The sequence below is a fragment of the Paraburkholderia sp. FW306-02-B genome (genome assembly GCF_058782725.1).
On record NZ_JBYSXZ010000004.1, the window covers coordinates 15,327 to 29,949 of the forward strand.

The window sequence follows — 14,623 nt, forward strand, 5'->3', positions numbered from 1 at the left end:
TCCGCCATGCGGGACGTGTTGCACGATTGATCTCGCGAGGGCGCATGCCATTGCCACACTCACAGGCAACAGTGGCGTGCCTCTGAAGAAAAACAGAGGTGGTGGGTCCTGGAGAGGCGCGGATTCATAGCTCGAGCGGAATGATGGTTGTGTGCGCGAAAGGCAATCGCAGCTAATGGCCGTCGGCTTTGCCAGATTCTGGACGTGGTCGCCGTTGCCGTGTGCGCTCACCAAAGCGCAAAAACACTCGCCCGTGGTCTGCAAGATTTGTCTCCTGATTTTCTTTGACACGTCGCCCTCAATGTCAATGCCAGTTTGCTTGCCGCCCTCCGTTACGTAAAGTCGCATTTAGTGGCTTTGTCGGTAAGCTAGCCTAACCGTGCTCATCGGGGGGCGACGCGCGTCGCTATCGCCCGCGCGCTCTCCGCGTGAACTGATCCGTGACAGGCTTCTTTAACTTACCTGCTTGGATATAATTGATGGAGAAACTTACGCTCGCTGAAAATAAGAGCCCGGCTGGAGGAGACAGAAGCCATGGAACTACGACACATCCGCTATTTCATCGCGGCAGCCGAGGAAGAGCACTTCGGCCGGGCCGCAGAGCGCCTGCATATCACAAGGCCGGCAGTGTCCCAAATCATTGCTGATCTGGAAGAAGAAGTTGGAACACTACTCTTCGAGCGTCTAGCGCATAACGTTAGGCTCACGGCGGCCGGTCGAATTTTGCTGAGCCACCTCGTTCGCGTTATGGCTGATCTGAACGAGGCGCTCGTCGTCACCCGACGAGTTGGCCAGGGAAAGACGGGTACATTGAATATTGGGTATGGTTCGCTAACGCTGATGCATTCAATTTTTCGTGCGGCCGTTAAGCGGTTTCATGAGACATACCCGGATGTCACCCTGTCTTTGATCGAAGTCGCAACGACGCTACAGCCGAAGGCTCTCGCCGAGGGAAAGATACATGCGGGCTTCATGCACGTGGGCCCAACTCTTGGTGCCGCAGGCAAGCACAGAACGGAGTTTCTGTCTGAGCGCGACGGGACAGTGCTTGACCATATAAGCATCCAAACGGGCGCGCTCGGCGTAGCGGTGCCCCCAGAACATCGATTTGCGCAACGTCGGTCGATTGCGCTGAGCGAGCTCGCCGACGAGAGGCTGGTCGTAGTGCCGAAGTCCAGCAGCAGTCCGAGTTACGGGCAACTCTATACACTTTGCCAGCAAGCTGGCTTCGAACCGAACGTCGTTCAAGAGGTGAGCACGGTCGCATCGCAACTCAACCTTATTTCTGTTGGAATGGGGATCGGTTTCGCTGTTATGGGGAAAAATTTCGTCTACCCTCATCAGCTTTCCGTAGTGCCACTCGAAGACGTCAACTATCCGACCAGCTTTATTTTTGGTTGGGTCAAAGGACACCGAGATCCTATCCTCGACAGGATGATAGAGATAGTGACGGCGTTGGCTGAATAACTGCCGGGCTGCGATTACTACGCTTGAGAAGTGCACCATAGTGCTAATGTGCTAACTCAAGTTAAAGCCCGAGAAATTGCAATGGCGTTGCGTCCCAACAATGGGGCACGGCGCCTTGGAGCAATTCCGTCTATTGGCTCGCTGCGCGTCCTGCATTTGCCTTCTTTTCCGCATTCTGCAGATCCTGCGGATAATTAGGGTCATTCACGGCTGGCTGATAACCGTTGTTTTCCAATTGCTTTAGCTCGGCAGTGTTCTTCGCTCGTGCTTGCTTACGGGCCGCCTTTCGCTGCGCTTTTTTCTCCGCCTTTGTCATGGGCGCTGAAGCAGCCGTGCTATCCGATGTGGACGCACCGCTGGACTGCGCCGCTGCGGGAACGACGTAGCTCAAAATGAGCGCGTTCGCTGCGAGAAAACCCACTAATAGCTTCGCTGGCAGTGACTTCATATTCCTCTCCATTCAAGGATTGCTAACTAGTATTTGGCCATGACGTTTCCAACCTCGCCGATTGCATTGATCAGATCTTTTCCCGTCTCGTCAGGCGGCGAGCCTTCCCGGAAAATAACCGCGATGTCCCGTTTAAGCATGGGCAGTGAAATCGGCAGCGCGGTTATCTTGCCTTCGTCAACATCTGTCTTTGCTGAATGCGCGGGCAACATAGCCAGATGATCGCTCGTCGCGACAAGAGATCGGGTGAAGCCGATTGAGCCGGATTCAACAAGATTGCGAGGAGGCTCAACACCTTCCGATACGACGAGTTTTTCGAGAATGTTTCGCTGCGGCCAACCGACCATAGGGCATACCCAAGGGTACTCGACCAGGTCGGCCCACGTGGGATTTTCAAGGCGCAGTAACGGGTGTGACGACCGAACAAAAACACATAAGCGGTCCCGAAACAAAACACGTTGCTTCAGACCTTCAAAGGAGATGTCAAAGAATTCTGTTCGCGCAGCAATGAAATCGAACTCTCCCCGCAATAGCCCAAGAAGAAGCTCTACCTGTACCTTCTCTACGATTCTCAGCAACACGCCTGGGTGCTGCGCCTTCCAATTACCCACCGCGGTGGCAACAACGCTACTCGCAAGACTTGGCAACGTGCCGACGGTCAACACTTCACTAGGCTTATGTGCCCCCTCGATACGGGTTTTCGCGAGATCCATCTCGTCCCGTATGAATCGCGCATGAGAATAGATCCGCTCACCCGCCTTCGTAGGCGTTACGCCGCCCGCCCCGCGCTCTAACAGCTTCACCCCTAGCTCGGCCTCGAGCCGGTCCATCGATTTCGACAGCGCGGGCTGAGATACCGACAGCTGGACGGCCGCTTTCGCCAAGCTGCCTCGCTCCACCACCGCGGCAAGATATACGAGCTTTCGGGGATCCATGGCGTCTCCTTCACAACCAGTCAATTATTGGAAATATCTGGTCTTTCTATAAAACTGAAAAAGCGTCTTATCGGTCCTTCCCGTAAAGCCAAGGAAAAGAGTCTGGAAGAGTAGATTCGAACTCTTCGATCTTTGACCTGTATCTCAGAGTAAGACTGATCTCGCTGATTCCCTCGACAAATATGGTTTTGATGAAATTATCAATTTCGAAGTCAAATTGCCTACCGTCCGCCAATCTTATACGCTGATCTCTCAGATCAATCTCAACTTCGGACCCCGGATCGCGAAGGAGTGCCTCTCGAATCTCACGCGCGACGTCCTTCTCGACCTGAATTGTCAGAAGACCCGATTTGTAGGCGACCGTTGGGAAAACAGACCCAAAACTTTCAGCAATGATCACGGAAACGCCGTAATCGAGGTGCGAATAAATCGCGCCGGGACGAGCGGACCCACATGCGTAGTTTTTTGACGCAACGATTATTTTTGCGCCACGGTACTGTGGGTTGTTCAAGATAAAATCTTTGTTTTCCTGGCCGGCCTCATTGAACCGCCGATCATGCAGAAAGTAATCACCATACTTCCCGTTCGCACGATCCTTGCTCACAAAACGCGACGGAAAAATTTGATCAGTGTCGACATTGTCCATCGCGATCGGTACAGCGACTGCACGAAGAACTTCGAAATGGCTTGTCATATCCCCTCCAGATTTCGAACATCGGCAAGATGTCCCATCACAGCGGAAGCCGCTGCGGTCGGCGGGGATACGAGATGCGTTCGACTGCCTGGACCTTGTCTTCCCATATGGTTGCGGTTTGATGTTGATGCACAGCGCCCTCCAGAGCGGACCGTGTCTCCATTCATAGCGCTACACATTGAACAGCCCGCCTCTCCCCAAGCGGCTCCCGCAGAACGGAATATTTCGGCAAGCCCCTCTTCTTCAGCCGCTGCCTTGACCAATCCGGAGCCTGGAACCACGAGCGTAGGCACCTTGACCTTACGCCCCCGCAATATCTGTCCGGCCGCCCGCAGGTCTTCTAGCGTCGAGTTGGCGCATGAGCCAATAAACACCTGGTCGAGCTGCACATCAGTGAGTCTGGTGCCGGGCTTTAAGCCCATATACTCCAAGGACTTCTGCATTTGAGCCCTACGCTCGTCGTTGTCCTCGAGTTCGGGGTCGGGTACCGCACTCGAGATGGCGACAGCGTTCTCCGCGTTGCATCCCCACGTTACCATCGGCTGGATATCCGCAACATTGAGCGTCATCTCGCTAGCGTATGTCGCGCCGTCATCCGACAAAAGTGTTCGCCAGTATTCAAGCGCATTCTCCCAATCGCGGCCCGATGGCGCGAAAGGTCGATCGCGAAGGTAGTCGAACGTGACCTCGTCCGGGGGCACAATGGCAAATCGCGCCCCCATCTCTACGGACATATTGCAAAGCGTCATGCGGGACTCGACGGGGAGGCGCTGGATGAAACTGCCGCCGTACTCGATTGCCAGACCTGACGCGCCCGTGGAGCCCAACCTGGCTATGACGGCCATCACCACGTCTTTGGCCGTCACATTCTTAGCGACACATCCTTCGAGTTGTATCCGCAGTGTCCGCGGTTCTTTAATCCATACACACTGTGTCGCGAGCGCATGTGCAAGATCAGTTCCGACGCTGAACGCAAGGGCGCCAACGGCTCCTTGCGTCGGAGTATGCGAGTCTGCCGCAACAATGATCACGCCTGGCTGGGCGAGCGCCTGCTCAGTCGATACGATATGCTGGATGCCTCGCCGCGGATCACCCATTCCGAATACCAGAATCCCCTGTTCTTTTGCTTTTACCTCAACGTCCCGAATCAGAGTGCGCCGTTCATCGTCAACAATATCATCGAATGTTGCGCCTGAACTCGGCGTGAAGTGATCAGGAATCGCAATGACCTGAAGAGGCCGCCTGACCACTCGACCCTCCTTCTTCAACAGGTTAAACGCGGATCGAGCAGTATCGGCAAGGATCACCCGATCAACATAGAGGAGTGTTCGCCCTCCCTCTTTGTGAACAGTGTGTGCATCCAGAATCTTCTGGATAATGGTCCGCGGTGATCCGGTCTTATTCATTGAATACCTTTTCTCGCTATGATCGAGCGCATCCGTTATTACCAATCTACAGGGAATTTGCCAATGCGGATCGTTGGCGGACTTCATTTTTGACGGGTGCGTTTCCTGCAGCGTCTGCTAAAACGGCCGCAGCGCATTTCTCGCCAATCATGATGGTCGGGATAACTGTGTTACCCGACGGCATGCTCGGCATAATTGATGCGTCGGCAACTCTTAGCCCACTGATCCCATGAACCCGCAACTGTTCGTCGACGACAGCCATTGGATCATTGCCCATCTTGCAGGTACCGACCATGTGATGTGTGATCTGGCCGTTTTCCCGAATGAACTTCAAGATTTCTTCATCGGTTTGAACATGCGAGCCGGGTGCGAGTTCTTCCGCGATGAATTCGCCCAGAGGCGCCGCCAATGCGAGTTTGCGCATACATCTGACAGCGGCAATCGCTGCATTCCGGTCATTCTCGGTGTCAAGAAAGCGGAAATTGATACGCGGGGCCGCGAACGGATCCGACGATCGGATATGGACGCTTCCAGTGCTCTCAGGTCGCTGGACGTGGCCGTTTAAATAGAACCCTTCTATCGGCAAGACTTTGCGCAGCTTTCCCGGCTTCATCTCGACAATGAACGGCACGGCAAGCAGCATGATGTCCGGAGAATCAAGTTCGGGGCGTGACCGCGTGAACGCTCGAATACTACCAAAAACCAGCGCGATAAAGCCTGTGCGAAAAAGCGCGAAGCGCACGATCTCTCGAATAAGACCGAACCCTCTGCCACGAGAAGACAGCGACAAATTCGGTCTATTGAACCGCCACTTGGTTGCGGCCGCAAAGTGATCTCGCAGGTTTTCGCCCACTCCCTTCAGCTCGTGCACAACCTTAATACCGTGCTTGTTCAATATGTCCGAATTTCCGATGCCGGAAAGCTCAAGGAGTTTCGGCGTATTCGCCGCTCCGCAAGACACGATGACTTCCCGGGAGGCGCGCGCTTCCCGAGTCAAGCCGGCCTGTACGAAGCGAATTCCAACACAGCGCTTGCCATCCATGATCAGGGAAGTCGCTTCTGCACTTCGCGCGATGGTCAGATTTTTTCGTTTGCTCGCATGCTTGAGATAGTGCGTCGCTGTGCTTACGCGTAATCCCCGGTAAATGGTCTGCTGAGCCATCCCGGTCCCTTCCTGGGTCTCGCCGCTGTAGTCGTCGTTGTAGTTGATGCCGATAGCTTCGGCTGACTTCAGAAACAAATCATAGAAGGCTGACAGCTTAGGCGCGACGGTGACCTTGATCGGGCCAGTGCGGCCACGATACTCATCGGATCCGACATCTGTACTTTCGAGCTTTTTGAAAAAAGGCAGTACGTCCCGGTAACTCCAACCCGGACAACCCAGTCGCGCCCAAGTGTCATAGTCGAGCGGCTGCCCCCGGTTGTAGACCATACCGTTTAGCGAGGTCGATCCTCCGAGCATCTTGCCGCGAGGGACATACAATGGCCGGTCACCGTGAGTCGGGTCGGGTTCCGAGTGGTAACACCAGTTGACGGCGGCGTTTTCGAACATGAACGCGCTACCCGTAGGTGGACGGGACCAAATATAATTAGGGCCGGCCCGTCCTGCCTCTAGACACAAAACATTATATTTCCCGCACTCGGACAGCCGAGCGGCAAGCACTCCGCCTGCTGCGCCCGCGCCAACCACGATAAAATCGTATTCGTTCGATTCCATACGGTACTCATGTCTCCCGGACGACAAGCCGCCCTTCATTTTTCGCCCGGTCTACGCACGGTCGATCTGGTGTTGCGCGTCGCGCGGTAGTCGGTGGGCGCGAGGCGGGAAATGCGACCACCGGCGGCAAAGGCTCACCCGACCTTCCGAACCATTTTCACGCTCTTTGGAGGTAGGGTCCAGTCGACTTTTGTGGCAGCGACGGTAAGTTTCGCTGACGCTCAAGCAAATTCTCCTTTGCCCGACCCCATCTACGAGCGCGCAACCGTAACGATTCACGGGCCAATTCCACTTTGCTGCATTGCTTCACAGCTAAGTGTCCATTTTTGCGTGGACGTGCTCCTACCTCGAGGTCTTGTTGCCTGAATTAGACGCCTGTCAAAGCGCGGCTACCTACCCGACCAATCCGCTAGCGGCAGAGAAATCCGCCATCGGCAACCAGCGCATGGCCGATCATGTACGAGGCGCCGGGTCCGCATAACCAGAGGACCGCAGCTGCAATTTCTTCCGGCTCGCCAAAGCGCCCGATCGGCGCTTGCGCGAGCATCTTCTCCACAATCGTGGGGTCGTAGCCGTTTGTGACTTCACCGGTCATGGGCGTATTGAAGATGCCGGGACAGATGGCATTGATTCGAATGTTCCGTGATGCATACTCGATCGCCGCACTTTTTGTCAGTCCGATAATCGCGTGCTTGCTTGCGCTGTAGGCCGAGCGTCCTGGGCTGCCGACCACTCCGCCGATCGACGAGCAATTGACGATGGCGCCGCTTCCCTGTTTCAGCATTTGCGCCACTTCAACCTTCATGCAGTTCCATATTCCGCGCAAATTCGTAGCTAGAACGCGCTCGAATTCATCGTCGGTCGTTTCCAGGAAATTCGCGGCTTTGCTATTGACACCCGCATTATTGAACGCCGCATCGACCCGACCGTGCACTGCAATCGCCTCGGCGATTAGCTCCCTGACCTGTGCCGCATCGGAGACATCACAAACCAGGCCCACTGCCTGCTGGCCGGACCTGTGTATGTCCTCAACCGCTGCGTCGAGCAGTAACTGGCTTCGATCCACCAGAATCACCGCAGCGCCAGCGCTTGCGAATGCTTTGGCCGTGGCCAATCCGAATCCTCCACCAGCGCCTGTTACGAGTGCTACTGCACCTTCAAAGTGGTTTGTCATCTCATTCTCCTCACGTGAGCGGTGCGCGGCATTCATCATGAGAGGACTGTATGCGGCTCGTCGTCGACTGACTAGAACCAAAAATCCGCAAGCAGCTATAAGCGGTGTTCATCGATGCAAATCCTTATGCAGATCCGCTTTCGGCTGCCTTCATCGCCGAACACTGATTGATGAATGCAGGTTATGTGTCCTTGCGCGTTGCCCGTCTTTATCGTTGTCTCCTTCGCCACTAGTATGGACGATGGACAGTCGGCGCTACGACTGCACGACGCATCTCGCGGGGAGTGTCTCTCGTGGGCCGGTCGCCAACTGTGTCATTTCCCCTAATGGAGAAATCCGTGATCGACCGTATTCAGGCCATGCGCATCTTTACCCGCATCGTCGAAACTAACAGCTTCACCCGTGCGGCTCGATCGCTCGATATGCCACGCGCAACCGCCTCCACGCTGATGCAGCAACTCGAGGCGATGCTCGGCACGCAACTGCTGATGCGCACCACCCGAAGCGTCAGCGTGACGCCGGAAGGGGCAGCCTACTACGAATGTTGTTCTCGGATCCTGGCCGAAGTGGACGAACTCGAAGCGAACCTCAAACAGGCCCGCGAGAATCCGGCCGGCCGGCTGCGCGTGGAAATGCCGGGTGTCGTCGCGACGTCTCTGGTGCTGCCGGCGCTGAACCAGTTCCATGCACGATATCCCGCCATCGATCTGGTTATAGGCGTCGGCCAGGGTAACGTTGATCTCGTCGCCGATGCCGTGGATTGCAGCATCCAGTTCGGCGATTTGCCGGACTCACTGCTGGCCGCACGTCGCCTTGGCGCACTCGAACACGTAACATGCGCAAGCCCGGACTATCTAAGCCGCAAGGGCGTTCCGACGACTCTTGAAGATCTCTCGCAGCACGTCGCTGTCAATTGCATGTGTAGTGTGGACGGACGCATCGCCGATCTCGACTTCGATGTGGATGCCCGGCCATTGACCGTCCGCGTGAGCGGCTTCGTCGCCGTGAACGACGAACATACGTATCTCACCTCGGGCCTGCACGGGCTCGGTTTAATCCAGCCGCCGCGAATCGCGGCGCAGCCGCTGATCGACGCCGGTGACCTGTGCGAGGTGCTGCCGCAATGGAGACCCGTCTCGACGCCCGTATCCGTGGTCTATGTCAAGGGCCGGCATGTGTCGCCACGTCTGCGGGTATTCGTCGACTGGCTTGTCGAACTGTTCGAGACCGCCAGGCATGTAGAGGGGGACCGGTTGCGTAGTCCAGCGCCTACCGCCCAACAGCGACCGGCCAGTGTCAGCATGGTGGTGCCGGGTTCGTCTCACCCAGCACATATCGGACATGCGATTGCACGCGATGTGTCTACCGCACGTTAGCCCTCTTCTCTTTCACTGTTCGCATCCTGCACGCGGCGACACTGGGCCCGCCGGTTCAACACTCCAATTAGTGAATGGGATTTATATGTCCATATCGATTCAACCGTCTAATCGTGCGAACGATGCCCGGATATAGTGGGTTCGACACAAATGACGGCACGAGCCAAACGGAAATCCTGACATGCTAGCAACCTATCTTTACGGCCCCCGCGACATACGTCTTGAGGAAGTTCCTTACCCCACCATCGTTGAGCCGACCGACGCGATCATCCGCATCGAAGCAGCCTGTGTATGCGGGTCGGACCTATGGCCCTACCGCGGGATTCAGCAGGTGAACGAGCCGATGCCCATGGGCCATGAATACTGCGGGATCGTTGAGGAAGTGGGTAGCGCCGTGAAGTCGATCAAGCCGGGGCAGTTCGTCATCGGTTCGTTTTTTGCGTCGGACAATACTTGCGCGGTCTGCCAGCATGGCTACCAGTCGTCGTGCCGAAGCTCGGAGTTCATCAACCGTGCGCAAGCGCCTGCGCTGCGGGTGCCGCTAGCCGATGGGACGCTGGTCGCGACGCCGGGTATTCCATCAAAGGAGATGATTCCGAGCCTGCTGGCCACATCCGATGTGCTCGGCACCGGTTGGTACGCCGCGGCGGCAGCCAACGTGCAACCCGGCTCGACGGCGGTGGTGGTCGGCGATGGCGCGGTCGGACTGCTCGGCGTGCTGTCGGCGAAACAGATGGGTGCGAAACGGATCATAGCGATGAGCCGTCACGAAGCACGGCAAAAGCTCGCAATCGAGTTCGGCGCCACCGACATCGTGACCGAGCGGGGCAGCGACGGCGTCGCGCGGATCATGGACATGACCGACGGCCTTGGCGCGGACTCCGTGCTGGAGTGCGTCGGCACCGAGGAGTCGATGATGCAGGCGATTCATTGCGCCCGCCAAGGTGGACATGTCGGCTATGTGGGTGTACCGCATGGGGTCGAGCTCAACGTCGAAGAGCTCTTCTTCGAGCACGTTCACCTTCATGGCGGTCCCGCACCGGTGCGGCAATTCCTGCCCGAATTGATCGACCTGGTCTGGACTGGCAAGATCAATCCAGGCAAAGTCTTTGATTTGACGCTACCGTTCGAACAGGTGGCCGAGGGCTACAAGGCCATGGACGAGCGCCGCGCGATCAAGGCATTGCTAATGGCTTGAGCCAGAAAAGGGGTAAAGCGAGGCAAAGGAGGCTTTCCGCGTTGTCGTCGCTTTACTCTTGCTTGACCTTCTGCGCGCTCGCTTCATCGGGCGCGCCCACCCCGCATCGCTCATCCCGAGCAAACGCATCAACCTTCCCGTGACGAACATCTGCAGCACGAACGTAGTAAGCCAGAACGAGCGCGAACACATCGATCCACGCTCAGGCGAGCGCCTTGGCTTCGCCGGGCCGAACATCGGCGACACGTCGTAATCGCCTTGCGCTCCTACGATCCGCCCGTTTGATTGTCAGCATGGAGAGCGTATGCAATACGGTCGCCGACTGCCGAAGCCTTCATCGCACGGTGTATCCGCCGTCGACCGGCAGTGCATGGCCAATGACGAAGGTTGACGCCGGGCTGCACAACCACAGCACTGCATCGGCAATTTCTTCGGCGCGACCGAGCCGGCCTATCGGCACTTCTTTCATTAACTCGGCCATCGCTTCAGGCTGTGTTTCCAGCATGCCGGAGACCATTGGCGTTTCGATGATGCCGGGGCAAATTGCATTGACGCGAATACCCAGCGGCGCACATTCCAGCCCGACGCTTTTCGTCAAACCGACCACGCCATGCTTCGACGCGTGATAAATGCCGCGCTCCGCGATGCCAACAAGTCCGCCCAGCGACGAATTGTTGACGATTGCGCCGCTACCCTGCTTGCGCATCTGCTGCAACTCAAACTTCATGCAATTCCAGATACCACGTAGATTCACGCCCATCACAAAGTCGTAATCTTTTGGATCCGCATCTGCCGTCGCCGCCACGGGACTCTGCACGCCCGCGTTGTTGAAGGCGGCGTCGAGGCGGCCGAAGGTGGCTACCGTCTGCTTGACCATCGCTTCGACCTGATTCATGTCGGCCACATCGCAGCGAATGCCAATGACATTGTGCCCGGCGCTTGCCAATTCCTCAGTAGCCGCATTGACCGCGTCGGCATTAACGTCGACCAGCGCAACGGCCGCGCCCGCCTGCGCGAATGCGCGGGCAGCAGTCAGTCCCATGCCGGAAGCGGCGCCTGTCACCAGGGCAACCTGATTCTCGAATGAAAAGCTCATGATTTTCTACTCCATTTGAATCGCGACCGACCGGGGCCATCCAGGGCACTTTCAAAGCCTGATGGCCTTCGGCCGGACGCGGGGATTAAAGATTAAGCGCAAAGAATTAAGCCAGCTTCGTGACCGCGGACTCGGTGTATTGCGGCTTGTCGTAAAGATCGAAGTGCGACGCGCCGAGGCCGACCATCAACTCTTTGTGTTCCGTGCCGAACGCATACGCTTGCCGGCTAAGTTTCGGGGTTTCGGCATTGCCGCCCGCGACCAGGAACACCGGACGCGGCAAAATTTCGGCCACATGTCCAAGCGGCGTGGAATCGCGGTTGCCGCCAGTCTCATGGCATAAGTGCGCCGACCGTCTTTCAAGCGGAATATGCTTTAAATTCATAGATGGAACTCTATACGCTCCACCTGCTGACCACTAGCCTGTAGAATCGGCAAGGTCTTATAACGAGGAATCATCAATGCCGCGCGACAACTTCAGCGACCTCTTCGCCTTCATTGCCGTTGCGCGAGCGCGTAGTTTCACGCGCGCGGCAGCCCAACTACGCGTGTCCCAACCAGCGCTGAGCTATACCATTCGCGAGTTGGAGTCGAAACTCGGCGTTCGTCTGCTGATGCGTAGCACCCGCAACGTATCGCCGACGGAAGCCGGCCAGCGGCTACTCGATCGCCTGGCGCCCGAGTTCGATGAAATCGAGTCGGAGATCCAGGCGTTGAGCGAGTTTCGTGACAAACCGATGGGATCGATCCGCATTACCGCGATCGACTATGCGATCAGAAGCACGTTGTGGCCGAAACTGGCGAAGTTCTTGCCGCAATATCCGGATATCAAGGTCGAACTTGTCAACGAATATGCCAGCGTCGACATCGCAGCACGAGGCTACGATGCTGGCGTTCGCTTTGGCGAAGAATTGGCCCAGGACATGATCTCGGTCCGGATCGGTCCGGACGTTCGCAATACAGTGGTCGGTACGCCATCGTATCTCGCGCGACATGCGTTGCCGAAAACGCCGCACGATCTCGTGGAACATGCGTGCATCAATTTGCGCACCTCGACGTATGGCGGCTTATACGAATGGGAATTCGTGAAGGGCAAGCGGTCAATCAATGCGCGCGTGGATGGACCGCTCGTCTTCAATAACGCCTACGACATTCTCGAAGCCGCCAAATGTGGATTTGGACTCGCTTATTTGCCGGAGGACCTGGTGCGTCCGTTCATCGCCAAAGGACAGTTGGTGTCGGTGCTTGAAGATTGGTGCCCGATCTGGTCAGGACTCCATCTCTACTATCCGAACCGCCGACAACCTTCGCACGCGATGACCCTGCTAATCGACGTGTTGCGTCACAGGGCATAAAGGGCGATGGCATGCGCTAACTGTTATTGGTAGTACTGTGCGTCGCTCACCTTCTCCATCCATACGACGTTCTTACCGTCGAGCGTTTCCTGAATCGCGATGTGCGACATGCCGTCCGTGGCCGTAGCGCCATGCCAATGCTTGACGCCCGGCGGGCACAACACGACATCGCCCGCTACGATCAGCTTTTTCTCGCCCCCCCATTCCTGCACCCAACCCTTACCGGAGGTCACGATCAGCGTTTGATCAAGAGGATGCATATGCCAGGCCGAACGGGCCCCTGCTTCGAAGGTGACCAAGCCAGCCGAGGAGCGCGCCGGCTGCGTGGGTCCGAAAAATTGTTGTACGCTGGCGGAGCCGGTGAAATACGCCGCTGGTCCTTGGATCGCGCCTCGCGATGCCTGCGGCGTGATGGTGATCTGCGAAGCAGCGAGTTCGTGGGCAGAGGCCACGCCCGATGACAGCGATACGAGCGTTGTCGCCATCACAGCGAGTTTGTTCATACAGGTGACTCCAGTCATTGCAACAGATCCGGACAGACGACGTGACTTTCAAAGTGAATGTAAGTCGCCTGATGCCGATTTCTACCAGACGATTCGCCAGATAAACAGCCTTCAAAAGCGCATGCGCTTATCAATTTCACTCATCAAACATTTGCCTTAAGCGCTGATCGGCTCTAGCATTCACCTGGGCTCCGGTGCATACGCGGCTGCCCCCTACTAGCAAGTCCAGTCCGTTGTGTAACGGGTGGACCATTCAATCCCGCCGTATCACGGAGTGGCAACCAATATGTCTGGCGAGAATTTCCGGGACATCCTTGCGTTTCTCGCCGTTGCACGCGAGCGAAGTTTCACCCGTGCCGCGGCGCAAGTGGGAGTATCGCAATCGGCGTTGAGCCACACGATCCGCGGACTCGAAGCGAGACTGGGTCTGCGGCTTCTGACACGCACCACCCGCAGCGTCTCCCCCACGGAGGCGGGCGAGCGATTGATCCAGAGCGTGGCGCCACGCTTTCAGGTCATCGCCGATGAACTGGCGGCATTCAACGAATTGCGTGACAAGCCTGTCGGCACCGTGCGTATCACCGCGTCGGATTTCGCGGCCAACACCGTCTTGTGGCCAAAGCTATCGAAACTGCAACCCGAGTACCCCGACATCAAGATCGAGATATTCATGGACCCAGGGCTAACCGATATCGTCGAGGAGCGATACGACGCCGGCGTGCGATTCGGCGACCAGATCGCCAAAGACATGACCGCCGTTCAGATATCGCCGGATATACGCATGACGATCGTCGGCGCGCCATCCTATCTCGAACGACATCCGCCGCCGAATCTGCCGGCTGATCTGTCCCACCATCAATGCATCAACACGCGTTATTCGAATCGAAGCGGCGTGTATCCATGGGAACTGAGGAAGGGCAAGCGCAACTTGCGGGCCCGTGTAGAAGGACCTTGGACCTTCAACTCCGTCTACCCCGTTGTCGACGCCGCTCTGGCCGGATTTGGCCTTGCCTATGTCCCGGAAGAACTTACGCGCGCGCACTTGGCTAGCGGCCGATTGCAGGCGGTACTCAAGGACTGGTGCCCGACGTTTCCAGGTCTACATATTTTCTATGCGAGCCGACGACAATCCTCGCCCGCACTTTCGCTGATCGTCGAGACGCTCAGGTATCGGCGATAATCGTGTAGGGTGCAGTTCAACTTAGCAGCGCATATACCATCACCCTGCTGCCGATTCGCGTCTCGACCGACGCT

General features: G+C 56.9%; 15 protein-coding genes. 6 read left to right on the forward strand and 9 right to left on the reverse strand.

Annotated elements, in window-relative coordinates:
- The first annotated feature begins 534 nt into the window (after positions 1 to 534).
- Positions 535 to 1,467, forward strand: coding sequence for a LysR substrate-binding domain-containing protein (locus tag AC3WOG_RS36880; protein ID WP_492582785.1), 933 nt, complete (start codon positions 535 to 537; stop codon positions 1,465 to 1,467).
- Between the two features lie 130 nt (positions 1,468 to 1,597).
- Here the strand turns inward: AC3WOG_RS36880 and AC3WOG_RS36885 are convergent, their stop codons facing one another.
- The 6 genes from AC3WOG_RS36885 to AC3WOG_RS36910 form a co-directional block, all read right to left on the reverse strand.
- Positions 1,598 to 1,915 carry a DUF4148 domain-containing protein gene (locus tag AC3WOG_RS36885; protein ID WP_492582786.1) on the reverse strand — a complete coding sequence of 106 codons (318 nt, stop codon included), beginning with the start codon at positions 1,913 to 1,915 and terminating at the stop codon, positions 1,598 to 1,600.
- 26 nt (positions 1,916 to 1,941) lie between these two features.
- Positions 1,942 to 2,850 (reverse strand): LysR family transcriptional regulator, encoded by a 909-nt coding sequence (locus AC3WOG_RS36890; RefSeq protein ID WP_492582787.1) that lies wholly within the window; start codon positions 2,848 to 2,850, stop codon positions 1,942 to 1,944.
- Positions 2,851 to 2,917: 67 nt separating this feature from the next.
- Entirely contained in the window at positions 2,918 to 3,544 is a 627-nt protein-coding gene (gene leuD / locus AC3WOG_RS36895) for a 3-isopropylmalate dehydratase small subunit (protein ID WP_492582788.1), read from the reverse strand.
- Positions 3,541 to 5,037: a 3-isopropylmalate dehydratase large subunit gene (locus AC3WOG_RS36900; RefSeq protein WP_492582789.1), complete on the reverse strand. Its 1,497-nt coding sequence runs from the start codon at positions 5,035 to 5,037 to the stop codon at positions 3,541 to 3,543. Before AC3WOG_RS36900 ends, leuD begins: the two co-directional genes overlap by 4 nt.
- Positions 4,997 to 6,667 (reverse strand): GMC family oxidoreductase, encoded by a 1,671-nt coding sequence (locus AC3WOG_RS36905; RefSeq protein WP_492582790.1) that lies wholly within the window; start codon positions 6,665 to 6,667, stop codon positions 4,997 to 4,999. Before AC3WOG_RS36905 ends, AC3WOG_RS36900 begins: the two co-directional genes overlap by 41 nt.
- A 409-nt stretch (positions 6,668 to 7,076) precedes the next feature.
- Positions 7,077 to 7,841 (reverse strand): SDR family NAD(P)-dependent oxidoreductase, encoded by a 765-nt coding sequence (locus AC3WOG_RS36910; protein WP_492582791.1) that lies wholly within the window; start codon positions 7,839 to 7,841, stop codon positions 7,077 to 7,079.
- A 338-nt stretch (positions 7,842 to 8,179) separates the two neighbouring features.
- Between AC3WOG_RS36910 and AC3WOG_RS36915 the strand changes: the two genes are divergently transcribed.
- The 3 genes from AC3WOG_RS36915 to AC3WOG_RS36925 all read left to right on the forward strand — a co-directional run bounded on the left by AC3WOG_RS36915 (position 8,180) and on the right by AC3WOG_RS36925 (position 10,668).
- Positions 8,180 to 9,217 (forward strand): LysR family transcriptional regulator, encoded by a 1,038-nt coding sequence (locus tag AC3WOG_RS36915; protein WP_492582792.1) that lies wholly within the window; start codon positions 8,180 to 8,182, stop codon positions 9,215 to 9,217.
- Positions 9,218 to 9,398: 181 nt separating this feature from the next.
- Entirely contained in the window at positions 9,399 to 10,415 is a 1,017-nt protein-coding gene (locus AC3WOG_RS36920) for a zinc-dependent alcohol dehydrogenase family protein (protein ID WP_492582793.1), read from the forward strand.
- Positions 10,416 to 10,473: 58 nt separating this feature from the next.
- Complete coding sequence (locus AC3WOG_RS36925) at positions 10,474 to 10,668, forward strand: hypothetical protein (RefSeq protein ID WP_492582794.1); 195 nt, start codon at positions 10,474 to 10,476, stop codon at positions 10,666 to 10,668.
- An 81-nt stretch (positions 10,669 to 10,749) separates the two neighbouring features.
- On the opposite strand, the gene AC3WOG_RS36930 is transcribed toward AC3WOG_RS36925, so the two are convergent.
- Complete coding sequence (locus AC3WOG_RS36930) at positions 10,750 to 11,511, reverse strand: glucose 1-dehydrogenase (RefSeq protein WP_492582795.1); 762 nt, start codon at positions 11,509 to 11,511, stop codon at positions 10,750 to 10,752.
- Between the two features lie 106 nt (positions 11,512 to 11,617).
- Positions 11,618 to 11,806, reverse strand: a complete 189-nt coding sequence (locus tag AC3WOG_RS36935; protein WP_492582796.1) for a hypothetical protein — start codon at positions 11,804 to 11,806, stop codon at positions 11,618 to 11,620.
- A 166-nt stretch (positions 11,807 to 11,972) separates the two neighbouring features.
- On the opposite strand from AC3WOG_RS36935, the gene AC3WOG_RS36940 reads away from it, so the two are divergent.
- Positions 11,973 to 12,866, forward strand: a complete 894-nt coding sequence (locus tag AC3WOG_RS36940) for a LysR family transcriptional regulator (protein ID WP_492582797.1) — start codon at positions 11,973 to 11,975, stop codon at positions 12,864 to 12,866.
- Between the two features lie 23 nt (positions 12,867 to 12,889).
- On the opposite strand, the gene AC3WOG_RS36945 is transcribed toward AC3WOG_RS36940, so the two are convergent.
- On the reverse strand, positions 12,890 to 13,369 hold the full coding sequence (locus AC3WOG_RS36945) for a (R)-mandelonitrile lyase (protein ID WP_492582798.1): 480 nt from the start codon (positions 13,367 to 13,369) through the stop codon (positions 12,890 to 12,892).
- A gap of 286 nt (positions 13,370 to 13,655) precedes the next feature.
- On the opposite strand from AC3WOG_RS36945, the gene AC3WOG_RS36950 reads away from it, so the two are divergent.
- Positions 13,656 to 14,549, forward strand: a complete 894-nt coding sequence (locus AC3WOG_RS36950) for a LysR family transcriptional regulator (RefSeq protein ID WP_492582799.1) — start codon at positions 13,656 to 13,658, stop codon at positions 14,547 to 14,549.
- Positions 14,550 to 14,623 lie beyond the last annotated feature (74 nt).

What these genes read in the sequence shown, in the direction of transcription:
- AC3WOG_RS36940 (WP_492582797.1), top strand. Translation starts at nt 11,973, where the DNA reads ATGCCGCGCGACAACTTCAGCGACCTCTTCGCCTTCATTGCCGTTGCG.
- AC3WOG_RS36890 (WP_492582787.1), bottom strand. Translation starts at nt 2,850, where the DNA reads ATGGATCCCCGAAAGCTCGTATATCTTGCCGCGGTGGTGGAGCGAGGC.
- AC3WOG_RS36885 (WP_492582786.1), bottom strand. Translation starts at nt 1,915, where the DNA reads ATGAAGTCACTGCCAGCGAAGCTATTAGTGGGTTTTCTCGCAGCGAAC.
- AC3WOG_RS36900 (WP_492582789.1), bottom strand. Translation starts at nt 5,037, where the DNA reads ATGAAGTCCGCCAACGATCCGCATTGGCAAATTCCCTGTAGATTGGTA.
- leuD (WP_492582788.1), bottom strand. Translation starts at nt 3,544, where the DNA reads ATGACAAGCCATTTCGAAGTTCTTCGTGCAGTCGCTGTACCGATCGCG.
- AC3WOG_RS36950 (WP_492582799.1), top strand. Translation starts at nt 13,656, where the DNA reads ATGTCTGGCGAGAATTTCCGGGACATCCTTGCGTTTCTCGCCGTTGCA.
- AC3WOG_RS36910 (WP_492582791.1), bottom strand. Translation starts at nt 7,841, where the DNA reads ATGACAAACCACTTTGAAGGTGCAGTAGCACTCGTAACAGGCGCTGGT.
- AC3WOG_RS36930 (WP_492582795.1), bottom strand. Translation starts at nt 11,511, where the DNA reads ATGAGCTTTTCATTCGAGAATCAGGTTGCCCTGGTGACAGGCGCCGCT.
- AC3WOG_RS36920 (WP_492582793.1), top strand. Translation starts at nt 9,399, where the DNA reads ATGCTAGCAACCTATCTTTACGGCCCCCGCGACATACGTCTTGAGGAA.
- AC3WOG_RS36905 (WP_492582790.1), bottom strand. Translation starts at nt 6,667, where the DNA reads ATGGAATCGAACGAATACGATTTTATCGTGGTTGGCGCGGGCGCAGCA.
- AC3WOG_RS36945 (WP_492582798.1), bottom strand. Translation starts at nt 13,369, where the DNA reads ATGAACAAACTCGCTGTGATGGCGACAACGCTCGTATCGCTGTCATCG.
- AC3WOG_RS36880 (WP_492582785.1), top strand. Translation starts at nt 535, where the DNA reads ATGGAACTACGACACATCCGCTATTTCATCGCGGCAGCCGAGGAAGAG.